11 protein-coding genes are annotated in these 15,915 nt (G+C 69.5%); 9 read left to right on the top strand and 2 right to left on the bottom strand.

The annotated features are described in order from the left end of the window. The first annotated feature begins 93 nt into the window (after positions 1–93). The 7 genes from petA to KL771_RS05760 all read left to right on the top strand — a co-directional run bounded on the left by petA (position 94) and on the right by KL771_RS05760 (position 8,052). A complete protein-coding gene (petA, locus tag KL771_RS05790) occupies positions 94–627 on the top strand; it encodes a ubiquinol-cytochrome c reductase iron-sulfur subunit (protein WP_054358473.1) in 534 nt (177 codons plus the stop codon). Between the two features lie 24 nt (positions 628–651). Continuing rightward, positions 652–1,899 (top strand): cytochrome b, encoded by a 1,248-nt coding sequence (locus tag KL771_RS05785; protein ID WP_261967585.1) that lies wholly within the window; start codon positions 652–654, stop codon positions 1,897–1,899. Positions 1,900–1,925: 26 nt separating this feature from the next. After that, positions 1,926–2,807, top strand: a complete 882-nt coding sequence (locus KL771_RS05780) for a cytochrome c1 (RefSeq protein WP_261967584.1) — start codon at positions 1,926–1,928, stop codon at positions 2,805–2,807. A gap of 274 nt (positions 2,808–3,081) precedes the next feature. Then, entirely contained in the window at positions 3,082–4,134 is a 1,053-nt protein-coding gene (locus KL771_RS05775; protein ID WP_261967583.1) for a hypothetical protein, read from the top strand. A gap of 149 nt (positions 4,135–4,283) precedes the next feature. Further along, on the top strand, positions 4,284–5,159 hold the full coding sequence (locus KL771_RS05770) for an S-methyl-5'-thioadenosine phosphorylase (protein ID WP_261967582.1): 876 nt from the start codon (positions 4,284–4,286) through the stop codon (positions 5,157–5,159). 113 nt (positions 5,160–5,272) lie between these two features. After that, complete coding sequence (locus tag KL771_RS05765) at positions 5,273–7,393, top strand: methyl-accepting chemotaxis protein (protein WP_261967581.1); 2,121 nt, start codon at positions 5,273–5,275, stop codon at positions 7,391–7,393. A gap of 131 nt (positions 7,394–7,524) precedes the next feature. Continuing rightward, positions 7,525–8,052, top strand: coding sequence for an adenine phosphoribosyltransferase (locus tag KL771_RS05760; protein WP_261967580.1), 528 nt, complete (start codon positions 7,525–7,527; stop codon positions 8,050–8,052). Between the two features lie 28 nt (positions 8,053–8,080). Here the strand turns inward: KL771_RS05760 and epmA are convergent, their stop codons facing one another. Next, a complete protein-coding gene (gene epmA / locus KL771_RS05755; RefSeq protein ID WP_261967579.1) occupies positions 8,081–9,124 on the bottom strand; it encodes an EF-P lysine aminoacylase EpmA in 1,044 nt (347 codons plus the stop codon). Between the two features lie 122 nt (positions 9,125–9,246). On the opposite strand from epmA, the gene efp reads away from it, so the two are divergent. Continuing rightward, positions 9,247–9,813, top strand: coding sequence for an elongation factor P (efp, locus tag KL771_RS05750; RefSeq protein ID WP_261967578.1), 567 nt, complete (start codon positions 9,247–9,249; stop codon positions 9,811–9,813). A gap of 96 nt (positions 9,814–9,909) precedes the next feature. Here the strand turns inward: efp and KL771_RS05745 are convergent, their stop codons facing one another. After that, the gene (locus KL771_RS05745) at positions 9,910–13,383 is read right to left on the bottom strand and encodes an indolepyruvate ferredoxin oxidoreductase family protein (RefSeq protein ID WP_261967577.1); all 3,474 of its coding nucleotides are present in this window, start codon (positions 13,381–13,383) and stop codon (positions 9,910–9,912) included. Positions 13,384–13,600: 217 nt separating this feature from the next. Here KL771_RS05745 and KL771_RS05740 point away from each other — a divergent pair, with 217 nt between their 5' ends. Further along, on the top strand, positions 13,601–15,901 hold the full coding sequence (locus KL771_RS05740; protein WP_261967576.1) for a heavy metal translocating P-type ATPase: 2,301 nt from the start codon (positions 13,601–13,603) through the stop codon (positions 15,899–15,901). Positions 15,902–15,915: the final 14 nt, after the last annotated feature.

The raw sequence follows: 15,915 nt of genomic DNA, 5'->3' as shown, positions 1-15,915 counted from the left end.
CGGGCACCCGGTCGCGCGGTTGTCGCGGCAGAGGCGGGTCGAACGGGGCGGAACGGCGAGACGGGTCGGCCGCATGTTCGAGAGGATCCGATCTTGGCTAACACCCACACGGCAGAACCGACCCGCCGCGACTTTCTCTACATCGCGACCGGCGCCGCCGGCGCGGTCGGCGCCGCGTCGCTGGCCTGGCCCTTCATCGCCCAGATGAACCCCGACGCCTCCGCCCTGGCGCTGGCCTCCCTGGAGGTCGATGTCTCGGCGATCAAGCCGGGCCAGATCGTCACGGTGAAATGGCGCGGCAAGCCGGTCTTCATCCGCAATCGCACGCCGGAGGAGATCGAGGCGGCCCGCAAGGTTCCGCTCGGCGAACTCAAGGATCCGCAGACCGACGAGGCGCGCGTCCAGAAGGGCCGCGACAATTGGCTGATCGTGGTCGGCGTCTGCACCCATCTCGGCTGCGTGCCGCTCGGCGGCGTCGGACAGCGCGGCGAATATAATGGCTGGTTCTGTCCCTGCCATGGCTCGTCCTACGACACGTCCGGCCGTATTCGTAAGGGCCCGGCGCCGTATAACCTGCCCGTTCCCTCCGTCCAGTTTCTGTCCGACAAGGTCGTCAAGATCGGCTGATCGCCGGCTTCGGGAGACGAGATCATGCAGGGTCATTCGACCTATACTCCGAACAACGGCTTCACGCGCTGGCTCGAGCGGCGGCTGCCGATCATCAGCTTGGCGCACGGCCAGGCGATTGCCTTTCCGGTTCCGAAGAATCTCAACTACTTCTGGACCTTCGGCGCGATCCTGATGGTCATGCTGGTCTGCCAGCTTCTGACCGGCATCGTGCTGGTGATGCACTACACGCCGCACACCTCCCTGGCTTTCGCCTCCGTCGAGCACATCATGCGCGACGTGAACTGGGGCTGGCTGCTGCGCTACATGCATGCCAACGGCGCGTCGATGTTCTTCATCGCCGTCTACATCCACATGTTCCGCGGCTTCTACTACGGTTCCTACAAGGAGCCGCGCGAAGTCCTCTGGATCCTGGGCGTGCTGATCTTCCTGGTCATGATGGCGACCGCCTTCATGGGCTACGTGCTGCCGTGGGGCCAGATGAGCTTCTGGGGCGCCACCGTCATCACCAACCTGTTCTCGGCCTTCCCGTTCGTCGGTGAGCCGATCGTGACCTGGCTCTGGGGCGGCTTCTCGGTCGACAATCCGACCCTCAACCGCTTCTTCTCGCTGCACTACCTGCTGCCCTTCGTGATCGTCGGCATCGTCATCCTGCACATCTGGGCGCTGCATGTGGTCGGGCAGAACAATCCGGCCGGCGTCGAAGTCAAGTCGCTGCAGGATACCGTGCCCTTCACCCCCTATGCGACGCTGAAGGACAGCTTCGCGGTGGTGTGCTTCCTGATCGTGTTCGCCTGGTTCCTGTTCTACGTGCCCAACTTCATGGGTCACCCGGACAACTACATCGAGGCGAACCCGATGGTGACGCCGGCTCATATCGTGCCGGAATGGTACTTCCTGCCCTTCTACGCGATCCTGCGCGCCATCCCGTCCAAGCTCGGCGGCGTGCTGTGCATGTTCGGCGCCATCGCGGTGATGTTCATCGTGCCCTGGCTCGACACCTCGCGCGTCAAGTCGGGCGCCTACCGGCCGCTGTTCAAGCAGTTCTTCTGGGTGTTCGCGATCGTCTGCGTCGGCCTGGGCTATCTCGGCTCGCTGCCGGCGGAAGGGACCTACGTGCTGTGGGCGCGCGTGCTCACCGCCTACTACTTCCTGCACTTCCTGGTGATCCTGCCGGTTCTGGGCCTGATCGAGACCCCGAAGCCGCTGCCTGCCTCCATCAGCGAGGCGGTGCTCGGCAAGGCGGGTGCCGCGGCGGCGCACAAGGCCTGACACGAGCGATCACGGAGACGAGACCCATGAACATCCATCCTCGTATCGCTCGCTCCCCGATCGCCGGCGCCCTGCGCGCCGTCGCGATCGTGGCCGGCCTCGCGCTGATGTCCGGAACCGTGATCGCCGCGGAAGAAGGCGCGGCGGTGCATCATCCGGAGATCACGGCGCAGAAATGGTCCTTCGCCGGGCCGTTCGGCCGGTTCGACAAGGGCCAGCTGCAACGCGGCTACAAGGTCTACAAGAACGTCTGCGCCAACTGCCACTCGATGAAGTATGTCGCCTTCCGCAACCTCTCGGACGAGGGCGGCCCCGGCTTCACCGAGGAGCAGGTCAAGGCGATCGCTGCGGAATACAAGGTCACCGACGGCCCGAACGACGACGGCGAGATGTTCCAGCGTCCCGCCCGCCCGGCAGACCGCTTCCCGTCGCCCTTCCCGAACGAGCAGGCCGCGCGTGTCGCCAACGGCAACGCGCTGCCGCCGGACCTGTCGCTGATGGGCAAGGCCCGCGCCGCCCATCGCGGCTTCCCGGGCTTTGTCTTCGACATCTTCACGCAGTACCAGGAGTCCGGTCCGGACTACGTCTACAGCCTGCTGACCGGCTACGGCGATGCCCCGCACGGTCAGGAATGCGGCGCGGGTCTGAACTACAACAAGGCCTTCCTGGCGGGCGCCTGCATCGCCATGGCCAAGCCGATCGAGGACGGCGTCGTCGACTACACCGACGGCACCCCGGCGACGGTCGAGAACTATGCCCGCGACGTGTCGGCCTTCCTGATGTGGACCGCCGAGCCCAAGCTCGAGGACCGCAAGCGGACCGGCTTCAAGGTCATGGCCTTCCTGCTCGTCTTCGCGGGCCTGCTGTGGTTCACCAAGCGCAAGATCTGGGCGGACGTGGCGCACTGATCGCCCGCCATCCTGCCGACATGGGAACGGGGCCTTCGGGCCCCGTTCTGCGTTTCCGGGGTCCGATCGGGCGGGCAGGGGGGCCGGTCGCCACTTAGCGCCCCGCGCGGTCCGGTTTCGGGGCGGTCCGCCGAGTTTATTTTTGAATGTGTTTCGTTGCTGTCGTCTCGTTGAAACATTGAAATGAAGACGTAGCGATACTGAAACTCGATAGTGATAGACTTTCTCATCGGCAAGACTAAAAGGCTCTCAACCAATCACGGAGCCAGTCTCGATGTTCGTCCGGTCTCTTGGTCTTTCCTGTTCCTTTCTGTCGTCTCTCCTCATCGTCGTCACCGGTGCGCGGGCAGCGGAAGTCCGCCATGCCGCGCCCGAGCCGGCGGAGACGCTGACCATCCCGGACGTGGTTCCGGCCCTGCCGACCAAGGTCAGCTTCCAGAGCAAGCTGTCGACCGACAGCTACAACCTGATCGATGGCTATCTGTGGAAGCCGGTCGGCGCCTCGGCGCAGGCCAAGGTGCCGCTGGTCATCGTGGCCCATGGTCACACCGGCATGTTCTACTGCGGTTCCAACGCCGCCTATGCGGTCGAGGTGTCGGGCAACTGCAACGTCACGATCCAGTCGCAGTATACCAGTCTTGCTCGTGAGCTGACCGCGGCCGGTATCGGCATGATGCTGGTCAACAGCTTCACGCCGGCGCGCAACGACCGCATCCTGCAGCTGCATGTCAACCAGACCGGATGGGACATCTATCCGCTGGGCCTGAACGAGGACAAGACCAAGCGCGATCCGCTGATCTCCGATCACGCCTCGCGGCCCTACGATCTGGCCGGTGCGGCGGCGGCGGTGGCCACCGTGGCGCCCTGGGCGAACAGCACCAAGCTGGTCGCGCTCGGCTATTCCCACGGCGGCAGCGCCGCCATGGCGCTCGCCCTCAGCAATCATCCGGTCAATACCAGCCCGCTGAACGGTGGCCGCCAGTTCCTGCGCATCTTCGCCACCTATCCGGGCTGCGCGCTGGGCGGCACCAACACCTACTACAAGGCTTCCGCCGCGGTGACGCCGCTCAGCATCGGCACGGGCAGCGCCGACACCTCCGTGCCGCCGGGGACCATGCCCGGCACGCCGTCCGACAAGGGCGCCTGCCGCGAGCGCTACGAGGCTGCCAAGACGGCCGCGGTCGCCGGTAGCGGCCTGTTCAAGATCGACTGGTGGAACTACACCGGCGCGACCCATTCCTGGGAGACCGCGCAGGGCCCCGAGAACGAGGCGGCCCGCGCCCACTGGCGCGCCAAGGTGATCGCCTATGCGGTCTCGGTGAAGTGAGGCAGAGACGGCCGTCCCGTCGCCCCTTGCGCGGGGTGACGGGATGGTCGGCCTTAAGCCTTTGAATCCGCGGCCGTCCGATCGGCGGGCCGGCTTCCGCTGCGCGCCGAAACGCTCTAACCTCGCGGTCTCGACGACGGGAGGGCGCGATGGCGAGGTCTGTGATCGGGGTGATCGGCGGCTCGGGGCTCTACGACCTGCCCGGGCTGGAGGATGCGCACTGGCAGCGGGTCGAAAGTCCCTGGGGCGAGCCGTCCGACGAGCTGCGCTTCGGCACCATCGCCGGGCGGCCGATCGTGTTCCTGCCCCGGCACGGGCGCGGCCACCGCGTCTCGCCCTCCGACATCGACTACCGCGCCAATATCGACGCCCTGAAACGCGCCGGCGTGACCGACATCGTCTCCGTCTCCGCGGTCGGCTCCTATCGCGAGGACCTGTCGCCCGGCACCTTCGTGCTGGTCGACCAGTTCGTCGACCGCACGGTGCGGCGGGCCTCGTCCTTCTTCGGCAAGGGCTGCGTCGCCCATGTCGCCTTCGGCCATCCGACCAGTCCCGGTCTGATGGACCGGCTGGCGGCGGCGGCCGAGGCAGAGGCGATTCCGGTGGTGCGCGGCGGCACCTATGTCTGCATGGAGGGGCCGCAATTCTCGACGCTGGCCGAAAGCCGCGCCTACAAGGCGCAGGGCTTCGACGTGATCGGCATGACCAACATGCCCGAGGCCAAGCTCGCCCGCGAGGCTGAGATCCCCTACGCCACCGTCGCCATGGTCACCGACTACGATTGCTGGCACCCGGACCACGATCACGTCGACGTGGCGCAGGTGATCAAGGTGCTGACCGACAATGCCGACAAGGCGCGCCGCCTGGTCGCCCGCTTCGCCGCGGACTTCCCGCTCGAGCACCCGCCCTGTCCGGTCGGCGCCGACCATGCGCTCGATTTCGCCGTCATGACCGCGCCGGACAGGCGCGACCCCGCCCTGGTCGCGCGCCTCGACGCCGTCGCCGGTCGCGTCCTCGGCCGTTGACGGCAGGCGCCGGCCGGACCCGCAAGACGAGAAAAATCGAACGGAATTGTGGTTTTTACCGATTTGGAAACGACCTCTCTGCAACCTTGGCGACGGGACAGAGGGGGTATCGCATGGTGGATCGCGGTCACGGCACGCGCCGGGGAATCGGGCTCAAGGTCAAGCTGCCGCTGGTGATCGTCGGCCTCGGCCTGTTGGCCTCGGCGACGATCGGAGCGATCGGCTATTTCGAGGCTCGCCAGGGGCTGACGGATGCGGCCGAACGCAATCTCGCCTTCGTGGCCGAGACCCGCGCCAAGGCACTCGACAGTCGGCTCTCCACCATCGTCGGTACCGCCGGCGCGATGGCCGACAGTTCCGCGGCCCACCATGCCGCCGGCAAGCTGGCCGACGCCTTCTCGGTCGCCTCCGTCGACCTGGAGAAGGTTCTGAAATACTACCAGACGCCGGGTACCAAATCGGCGCGCGCGGCACTGGACGGCGCCGACAACCCGACCATCTATTCCTGGAACCACAAGGAGGTGCACGGCACCTTCAAGGCGCAGCGCGACCAGCTCGATCTCGACGACATTTTCGTGGTCTCGCCAAAGGGACAGGTCGCCTATTCGGTGACCAAGTCGACCGAGTTCACCCGCAACGTCAATGAACCGGGCTTTCCGAATGCCGGATTGCGCCGCGCCGTCGAGGCCGCCCTGGCCGCCAAAGGCAAGCCGGTGCTGAGCGACATCGATGCCAGCCTGCCGGAGCCGGAGCGCATGGTCTATGCCGCCCGGGGGATCGGCGAAACCGCCGAAGAGGGGGTGCTGGTCGTCTCTTTTCCGGCCTCGAAACTGCTGGCCGATGCGGTCAATCGTGGGGTCTCGAGCGCCGTGCTCGGTCCGGACGGCAAGCTGAGGCTCGGTGTCGGCGTCGCTGCCCTGGACGGCGCGGTCGCCGAGACCGTCGCGGCGGCCCGGACGGCGGGTCGACCGATCGGCTTTGCTACGGTGGCAGGCACCGGAGCCTCGGGTTTCGCGGCCTGGCGTGCGGCCGAGACGCCCGGCGTCGCCTGGACGCTGGTCTCCGTCCAGGACGCCGAGACGGCGCTGGCCGCGGTCACCACGATCCGGGATCGGATGATGGTTGCGGCCGCGATCGTGCTCGGAATCCTGGCCCTGGTCGGCCTCTTCGCGGCGCGCATGGTCACCGGGCCACTCGGCGGACTGGTCGGCACGCTCGACCGGATGGCGGCCGGTGAACTCGACATCGAGGTCGCGGCCTCGCGCCGGCGCGACGAGATCGGCGATATCGGCCGTGCCGTGGAAGGCATCCGCACGCGCCTGGCGACGGATGCCCGCGAGCGCGAGCGGATGGCCGCGGAGGCCGCGCGGCAGGAGGATGAGGTTCGCCGGCGCATGCTCGGCGGGCTCGCCGAGGATTTCGAACGGGCCGTCGGGCGCGCCATTGCGGAGGTTTCGGACGGCGTGCGCGGCATCGGCCGTTCCGCCGACGCGATGGCCCGGCTCGCCCAGGCGGCGCGCGGCCGCTCCGAGACCGTCGTCTCGGCCGCCGATCAGGCCGGCCGCGAGGTCGAATCGGTCGCCGCCTCGACCGGCGAGCTGGATCGCGCCATCCGCGAGATCGCCGAACTGATCCACAGCACCAACCGGATCGCCGAGGAGGCGGGCCGGCGCACGGTCGAAACCAACGGCATCGTCGGTTCGCTGTCCGGCTGCGCGGTCAAGATCGGCGAAGTCGTCACCCTGATCGAATCGATCGCCAGCCAGACCAACCTGCTCGCCCTCAACGCCACCATCGAGGCCGCACGCGCCGGCGAGGCGGGACGCGGCTTCGCGGTCGTCGCCTCGGAGGTCAAGGCGCTGGCCGGCCAGACCTCCAAGGCGACCGAGGAGATCGCCCGCCAGGTCGCCGAGATCACTTCCGCGGCCAATGCGGCCGCCGGTGCGATCACCGACATCCAGGGACGGGTCGGTGCCATCACCGAGGCGGTATTGCGGGTTGCCGGTGCGGTCGAGGAGCAGTCGGCCGCGACCAGCGCGATCGCCACCGGCGCAGCCGGTGCGCGCACCGGCACCGGAGCAGTCGGCCGCGAGGTCGAGGCGGTTCGTACCGATGCGACCGAGACCGACAAGGCGTCGAGCCTGCTCGTCGAAGGCGTCGAGACGCTCGACCGGCAGACGCAGGGCCTGCAGACGCGGGTGCGGTCCTTCGTCGAGCAGATTCGCGCCGCTTGATCCGACCGCGCCGGCCGGGGACAATCCGCCCCGATCCAACCGCCTGAGTCTGGAGCCCTTGCCTGCCGACCGGAGGGTTCCGGCCGGCGGGACGGGCTTCGGGCCGCGCCCTCGGCCGAACGGGACTGTTCATGGACCTCCGCGACGCGATCCGCACCATCCCCGACTATCCCAAGCCCGGCATCCTGTTCCGGGACATCACGACCCTACTCGGCGATGCGCGCGCCTTCCGGCGCAGCGTCGACCAGCTGGTCGCCCCCTGGGCCGGCGGCAAGATCGACAAGATCGCCGGGATCGAGGCGCGCGGATTCATCCTCGGCGGCGCCGTCGCCCACCAGCTCTCATCCGGCTTCGTCCCGATCCGCAAGAAGGGCAAGCTGCCGCACACCACCGTCCGGATCGCCTATTCGCTGGAATATGGCCTCGACGAGATGGAGATGCACGAGGACGCCGTCGCCGCGGGCGAACGGGTCATCCTGGTCGACGACCTGATCGCCACCGGCGGCACCGCCACCGCCGCCGTCCAGCTCCTGCGCCAGATGGGCGCGGAGGTCGTCGCCGCTTGCTTCGTGATCGACCTGCCGGATCTTGGCGGGGCCGACAGGCTGCGCGCCATGGGTGTGGACGTGCGCACCCTGGTTGCCTTCGAGGGGCATTGAGCGGGGGCGGCCTCCGCCTGCCTTATGTTCAATCCGACACCGGCACCCACATCACGTCCTCGACCCGGTTCGCCCCGGTCGCCAGCATGACCAGACGGTCGAAGCCGAGGGCTATGCCGCTGGTGTCGGGCATGGCGGCGAGGGCGGCGAGGAAGCCCTCGTCGATCGGATAGCGCTCGCCGTAGAGCCGCTGCTTCTCGTCCATGTCGGCCTCGAAGCGGGCGCGCTGCTCGGCCGGATCGGTCAGTTCGCCGAAGGCGTTGGCGAGTTCGACGCCGCAGACATAGAGCTCGAAGCGCTCGGCAACGCGCGGATCGCCGGGCTTGCGGCGGGCGAGCGCGGCCTCGCTGGCCGGATACTCGCACAGAATGGTCGGTCGGCCGATGCCGAGATGCGGCTCGATGCGGCTGACCAGAATGCGGGAATGGATGTCGGTCCAGCTGTCGTCGGCGGCGATGCGGATACCGGCGGCCTCGGCCGCGGCGGCCAGTGCCGGCCGGTCCGGCTCGCCGTCCGGCGCGATGGTCGCGAGGAGATCGATGCCGGCATGGCGCGCGAAGGCGTCGGCGACGGTCAGCCGCTCGGGCTCCGCGGCCGGATCGGCCTCGCGCCCCCGATAGCTCCAGTTACGCAAGCCAGTGATGCCGGCGGCGAGCCTCAGGAGCGCCGCGCAATCCTCCATCAACCGCGTGTAGGGCACGCCGGCGCGGTACCATTCCAGCATCACGAATTCCGGGTGGTGCAGGGCGGTGCGCTCCCGGTTGCGCCAGACCCGGGCGAAATCGAAGATGCGGGCCTCGCCGGCGGCGACCAGCTTCTTCATGGCGAATTCGGGCGAGGTGTGCAGGTAGCGGCGATGCGGGGCGCCGTCCGGGCCGATCAGGTCGGTGGCGAAGCCGTGCAGATGGGTCTCGTTGCCGGGTGAGACCTGCAAGGCCGCGCATTCGACCTCGGTGAAATCCTCGGCCGCGAACCAGTCACGGACCGCCGCCGTGATCCGGTTGCGCGCCAGGAGACGCGGCCGGCGGTCGGCATGGCGGGCTTTCTGCCACCAAGGCGAGGCGTCTTCCATCGAACCACTTCCCTTCTCGGCGCGAAAATGTCAGAGAAACGCCCGAAAGACCCGCTCGCCCGGCGAGACCGGGGTCTCCGGCTATTGTCCGGACCTAACCGAAACCATTCCGAGGTCGCCCCGTGAAGGTCAATGCTCAAGCGCTCCGCCGCGGCAATGTCGTCGAACTCGACGGCAAGCTCTATGTCGTTCTCTCCGCCGAGAGCTTCCATCCCGGCAAGGGCACCCCGACGACGCAGGTCGACATGCGCCGGATCGCCGACGGCGTGAAGGTGTCCGAACGCTGGAAGACCACCGAGCAGGTCGAGCGCGCCTTCCTGGACGAGCGTCCCTTCACGTATCTCTACGAGGACGCCGAAGGCTACACCTTCATGAACATGGAGAGCTTCGAGCAGATCGCCGTGCCGAAGGACGTGATTGGTGACGGCGCGGTCTATCTGCACGAGAACATGGAAGTCCAGCTGTCGCTCTATCAGGGCGTCCCGGTTTCGATCGAACTGCCGCAGCGCGTGACCCTCGAGATCGTCGACACCGAGCCGACCATGAAGGGCCAGACGGCCTCGTCCTCCTACAAGCCCGCGACCCTGTCGAACGGCGTGCGCACCATGGTGCCGCCGCACATCTCGACCGGTACCCGCGTGGTCGTGATGACCGAGGACGGTTCCTACGTGGAACGCGCCAAGGACTGATCGGCCGCGCCGCCGCCGTCCTGCCGATCCCGGATTCGTGTCTTCGATCCGGTCCTGCCGACGCGGGACCGGATCGATTGCATTCGGCCGGCGCCGCTACTCGGCGGCCGCCGTCAGGGGCGTCGGGGCGGGATTGCGGAAGGCCGAAAGACGCGCCGCCTGCCCGTCCTCGAACTGCCTGACGTTGGCCGCCTTGACCGGGCCGAAGCCACGGATCGTCGCGGTCGCCTCCAGGAGCGCGACGGCGGCGGCGTGGTTCGCCGGCGTCAGAGTGCGGGCGATCTCGTCAAGGAGCGCCTCGTGCTCGGCGAGCAGCCGGCGTTCCATGCGCCGCTCCTCGGTCCAGCGGAACGGGTCGAGGAGCCCGCCGCGCAGCGATCGGGCGACGGCGAGCAGCCCGAACACCCGGAACATCCAGGCGCCGAAGCGCATCTTCGCCGGCCGGCCGGTGGCCGGATCGGTTCGGGCGAGAAGCGGCGGTGCCAGATGCACCTCCAGCCGGTCCCAGCTCTCGAAGGCGGCGCCGAGCTGTTCGACGAGCCGGCCGTCGGCATGCAGCCGGGCCACCTCGTACTCGTCCTTGACCGCCATCAGACGGAACAGCGACACGGTCGCGGCCTCGGCGAGGCTCGTGCGGCCGGGCATAACTCGGGCCTCGGCGGCCCGGATCGCTTCGATCCGCTGCCGGTAGCGCGCCGCATAGGCGGCGTCCTGGTAGGCGGTCAGATGGTCGACGCGGCGCGCGATGCGCTCGTCGAGGCTTTCCGACAGCCGCCGGTGATCGAGGCTGCCGGCGGCGGGCCGCATCTGGGCCTCCAACGCGCCCGCATCGACGGCGGCCTGCCGGCCGAGCCGGAAGGCCGCCAGGTTGAAGGCGACGGCGGCCCCGTTCAGGGCGATCGCCTCCTCGATCGCCTGCCGGCCGAGCGGCACGCGGCCCATCTGCCAGGCGAGGCCGAGCATGAACAGGTTGGCGCCGATGCTGTCGCCGAGCAGCGCGGTGGCGAGCCGCGTCGCCTCGGTGAAGCGGCTGAGGCCCGGCCCGGCGCGCTCGCGGATCGCGCGGATCAGCCGTTCGGTCGGCAGCGAGAAGTCGGCCCGCCGGGTCGCGTCGCCGGTGGTGGTCTCATGCGTGTTGACCACGACCGCCGTCCGCGCGGGGGCGATCGCCGCCAGCACCTTGGGCGAGGCGGTGACGACCAGATCGCAGCCGATGATCAGGTCGGCGCCGCCGGCGGCGATGCGGATGGTGGTGATGTCCCCGGGCGTCGGGGCGAGGCGGATATGGCTCGTCACCGCGCCGCCCTTCTGGGCGAGGCCGGCCATGTCGATGATGCCGATGCCGCGGCCCTCCAGATGCGCCGCCATGCCGAGGATCGCCCCGACCGTGACCACGCCGGTGCCGCCGACGCCGGTGACGATCACCGCATAGGTGCGGTCGAGCGTCGGCAGGTCCGGCTCGGGCAGGTCTGGCCCGTTGGCTCCCGTCGTCGCCAGCGCCCGCTTCGGCTTGGCGCCGTGGACGGTGACGAAGCTCGGGCAGAAGCCCTTCACGCAGGAGAAGTCCTTGTTGCAGCTCGACTGGTCGATCTGCCGCTTGCGGCCGAACTCGGTCTCGACCGGCGCGACCGCGACGCAGTTCGACTGCACGCCGCAATCGCCGCAGCCCTCGCAGACCAGTTCGTTGATGAACACGCGCTTGTCGGGATCCGGGAAGGTGCCGCGCTTGCGCCGGCGCCGCTTCTCGGCCGCGCAGGTCTGGTCGTAGAGCAGCACGGTCAGCCCCGGCATCGCGGCCAGCTCGCGCTGCACGCGGTCGAGCGCATCGCGGTGGTCGATCGTCGTGAAGGGCGGGAAGCCGGTATCCGGCGGATACTTGTCCGGCTCGTCGGTGACCACCGCGACCCGGACGGCGCCCTCGGCGGCGACCTGGCGGGCGATGTCGGCGATCGTCAGGCCACCGTCATGGGCCTGGCCGCCGGTCATCGCGACGGCGTCGTTGTAGAGGATCTTGTAGGTGATGTTGACGCCGGCGGCCTTGGCGGCCCTGAGTGCCATCGAGCCGGAATGGTTGTAGGTGCCGTCGCCGAGATTCTGGAAGATATGGGTTTCCTTCGAGAAGGGCGCCTCGCCGATCCAGTTGGCGCCTTCCCCGCCCATGTGGGTGTAGCCCTCGGTGGCGCGGTCCATCCACTGGGCCATGAAATGGCAGCCGATGCCCGCATAGGCGCGATGGCCCTCGGGCACCCGGGTGGAGGTGGAATGCGGGCAGCCGGCGCAGAAATAGGGCGTGCGCAGCGCGACCGGCTCGATCGCCGCCAGCACGCGTTGCGCCTCGGCGAGCCGGGCGACGCGGGCGCGGATGTCGGCATCGTCGGCATGGCACAGGATGCGTTCGCCGATCGCCACCGCGATGTCGTTGGTGTCGAGCGCACCCTTGGACGGGAACAGCCAGTGCCCGGCCTCGTCGCGCTTGCCGACGATCTGGGGCGCGGCGCGACGGCCGTAGAGCTGGTCCTTGATCTGGGTTTCGATCAGCGCGCGCTTTTCCTCGACCACGATGATCAGGTCGAGCCCCTCGGCGAAGCGGGCGAGGCCGGTCGGCTCCAGCGGCCAGGTGCAGGCGACCTTGTAGAGCCGCAGGCCGAGTTCGCCGGCGCGGACCTCGTCGATGCCGAGATCGTCGAGCGCCTGCAGCACGTCGAGCCAGCTCTTGCCGGCCGCCACCACGCCGATGCGCGGCGCCCGGCCGCCGGCCATCACGATCCGGTCGAGCCGGTTGGCGGCGAGCCAGGCGAGCACCGCCGGCATCTTGTCCTCGTGCAGCCGCGCCTCCTGGGCGAGCGGATGGTCCTGCGGCCGCAGATGCAATCCGCCCGGCGGCAGGGCGTGGCCGGCCGGTACCACGGGGGCGACGCGGTCGACGCGGCCGTCGACGACCGCGGTCGATTCGACCGTGTCCTTGACGCATTTCAGCCCGACCCAGACGCCGGCATAACGCGACAGCGCCCAGCCATAGAGGCCGAAATCCAGGATCTCCTGCACGCCGGCCGGGTTGAGCACCGGCATCATGGCGTCGACCATGGCGTATTCGGAATGATGCGCCGTGGTCGAGCTCTCGCAGGTGTGGTCGTCGCCCATTAGGGCGATGACGCCGCCATGCGGCGAGGTGCCGGCCAGATTGGCGTGGCGGAACACGTCGCCGGACCGGTCGACGCCCGGTCCCTTGCCGTACCAGATGCCGAAGACGCCATCGAAGCGGCCCTGGCCGCGCACTTCCAACTGCTGCGAACCCCACAGCGCGGTGGCGGCAAGGTCCTCGTTGATGGCGGCCTCGAACTTCACGTCGGCGGGGGCCAGCACCTTGACGGCGCGGGCGAATTGCTGGTCGAGCCCGCCGAGCGGCGAGCCGCGGTAGCCGGTCACGTAGCCGGCGGTGTTCAGCCCGGCGCGGCGGTCGCGTTCCTTCTGCATCAGCGTCAGGCGGACGAGCGCCTGCGTGCCCGAGACGAAGACCCGCTCGGCCGAGAGGTCGTATTTGTCGTCGAGTGTGACCGCATTGCGCGGCATGCTGTTTCCTCCCGGAACGTTGCCGGCAGCCCGGGCGTTTTGCTCAGGCTGTCATGCGTGGTAGCCGGGCGTCAACGCGCACCAGACGCGGGGCGGTCGCGCGCATGAGGACAATCCCGCATGGGTCTCGTGCGGAGGCGACGCTTGCCCCTTGACCTTGCCCCGAGGGGAAACCTTACCTGGGTGAGCGGACCCGAAGACCAGACAGGAACCGTCCATGACCGCGCCCGCCCCAGCCCCCGCCGTCGTCCCGCCGTCCGGTGCCGGCGCGCGCGACCGGTCCGCCGACCCGGTCGTGCTCGACCTGACCGGCATGACCTGCTCGGCCTGCGCGGTGCGCATCGAGAAGGTGCTGTCGCGCGTGCCCGGCGTCAAACAGGCGACCGTCAACCTCGCCCTTGAGACGGCCGAGGTGCGGGCACCGGGTGTCGAGGGGGCCGCGCTGGTGGCGGCGGTGGAGCGGGCCGGCTATGGCGCGACGCTGCGCGCCGAGGCCGCCCGGGCGCGGCGGCAGGCCCTGGAGGCGGCGACCGCCGAGCGGCGCGCGGAGGAGCGGCGCACGCTCGTGGTCTTCGCCATCTCCGCGGTGCTGACGCTGCCTTTCGTGGTCGGCATGGTGCCGATGGCCTGGGGGGCGCATGCCCACTGGCTGACCCCGACCCTGCAGCTGGCACTCGCCACGCCGGTCCAGATCATTGCCGGCTGGCGCTTCTATGTCGGCGCCTTCAAGGCCCTGCGCGGCTTCTCCGCCAACATGGACGTGCTGGTCGCGCTCGGTACCACGGCCGCCTATCTGTTCTCCGTCGCCATGATCGCCACCCATGGCGAGCACGCGGCCGGCCATCTCTATTTCGAGGGTTCGGCCACCATCCTGACCCTGATCCTGGCCGGCAAGCTGATGGAGGCGCGCGCCCGGCGTGCGGCCTCGGCCGCCGTTGCCAGCCTGATGGCCCTGCGGCCCGATACCGCCATCCGGCTCGCCGGCGATGTGCAGGAAACCGTCTCGATCGACGATCTCCGCGCCGGCGACCGCATCCTGGTCAAGCCGGGCGAGCGGGTCGCCGCCGACGGCCTGGTCGAGGAGGGGGCGAGCGAGCTCGACGAATCGCTGGTCACGGGCGAGAGCCTGCCGGTCGCCAAGGGGCCCGGCGACAAGGTCACGGCCGGCACCATCAACGGCTCGGGCGCCCTGACCGTGACGGTGCGCGCGGTCGGCGAGGACACCGTGCTGGCACGCATCGCCCGGCTGGTCGAGCAGGCGCAGATCGCCAAGGCGCCGGTGCAGAAGCTGGTCGACCGGGTCGCGGCGCTGTTCGTGCCGGTGATCGTGGCGGTCGCACTCGCCACCTTCGCCGGCTGGGTGCTGGTCGGCGCCGACACGGAGGCCGCCTTCGTGGCCGCCGTCTCGGTGCTGGTCATCGCCTGCCCGTGTGCGCTCGGTCTCGCCACCCCGGCCGCTCTGGTCGCCGGCACCGGGGCCGCTGCCAAGGCCGGCATCCTGATCAAGGATATCGAGGCGCTGGAACGGGCCCATGCGGTCGATGTGGTGGTGTTCGACAAGACCGGCACGCTGACCGCCGGGCATCCGGCCGTGACCGATGTGGTCGTGTTCGGCGGACGGGGCGACGACATGCTGCGGCTGGCCGCCAGCGTCCAGGCGGCGAGCGAGCATCCGCTCGCCAAGGCCATGGTGGCGGCGGCCTTCTTCAAAGGCCTCGTGCTGTCGCCGGCGCGTGAGGCCCGGGCGGTGACCGGGCGCGGCGTGACGGCGGTTGTCGACGGCCGCCGCGTCGCGATCGGCAATGCCGCCCTGATGGCCGAACTGGCCGTCGACACGCGCCTCTATGCCAAGGAGTTGGCCCGGCTCGAGGCCGAGGCCAAGACGGTGGTGACGGTCGCGCGCGACGGCGAGGCGGTCGGGCTGATCGCCATGGCCGACCCGATCCGCCCGGACTCGCGCGCCGCCGTGGCCGCCCTGCAGGCGCGCGGCATCGCCTGCCGCATGCTGACCGGCGACGCCGCCCCGGTCGCCGCCGCGGTCGGTGCGGCGCTCGGCCTGGACGGTGTCGAAGGCCCGGTGCCGCCCGAGCGCAAGGCCGCGGCGATCGGGGCGATGCGCCGGGACGGGCGGATCGTCGCCATGGTCGGAGACGGCATCAACGATGCGCCCGCGCTCGCCGCCGCCGATGTCGGCATCGCCATCGGTACCGGCGCCGACGTGGCCCTGGAGACCGCCGGCATCACCCTGATGCGGCCCGATCCGCGCCTCGTGCCGGCCGCCTTGGAGATCGCGCGGGCGACCTGGGCCAAGATCCGGCAGAACCTGTTCTGGGCCTTCGCCTACAATGTCGTCGGCGTGCCGCTCGCCGCCCTCGGCTATCTGACCCCGGCACTGGCCGGCGCCGCCATGGCGCTGAGCTCCGTCTCGGTGGTCACCAATGCGCTGACGCTGACGCGCTGGAAGCCGACCTTGACGGATGGCGACCCGGCGAAGGGCCCGCGGCCCGTCGCAGACTGAGCGGGCTGTGCCGG

Origin of the sequence: Prosthecodimorpha staleyi (genome assembly GCF_018729455.1) — a bacterium.
Lineage (GTDB): Bacteria > Pseudomonadota > Alphaproteobacteria > Rhizobiales > Ancalomicrobiaceae > Prosthecodimorpha > Prosthecodimorpha staleyi.
This window is presented reverse-complemented; position numbering and strand designations above follow the sequence as displayed.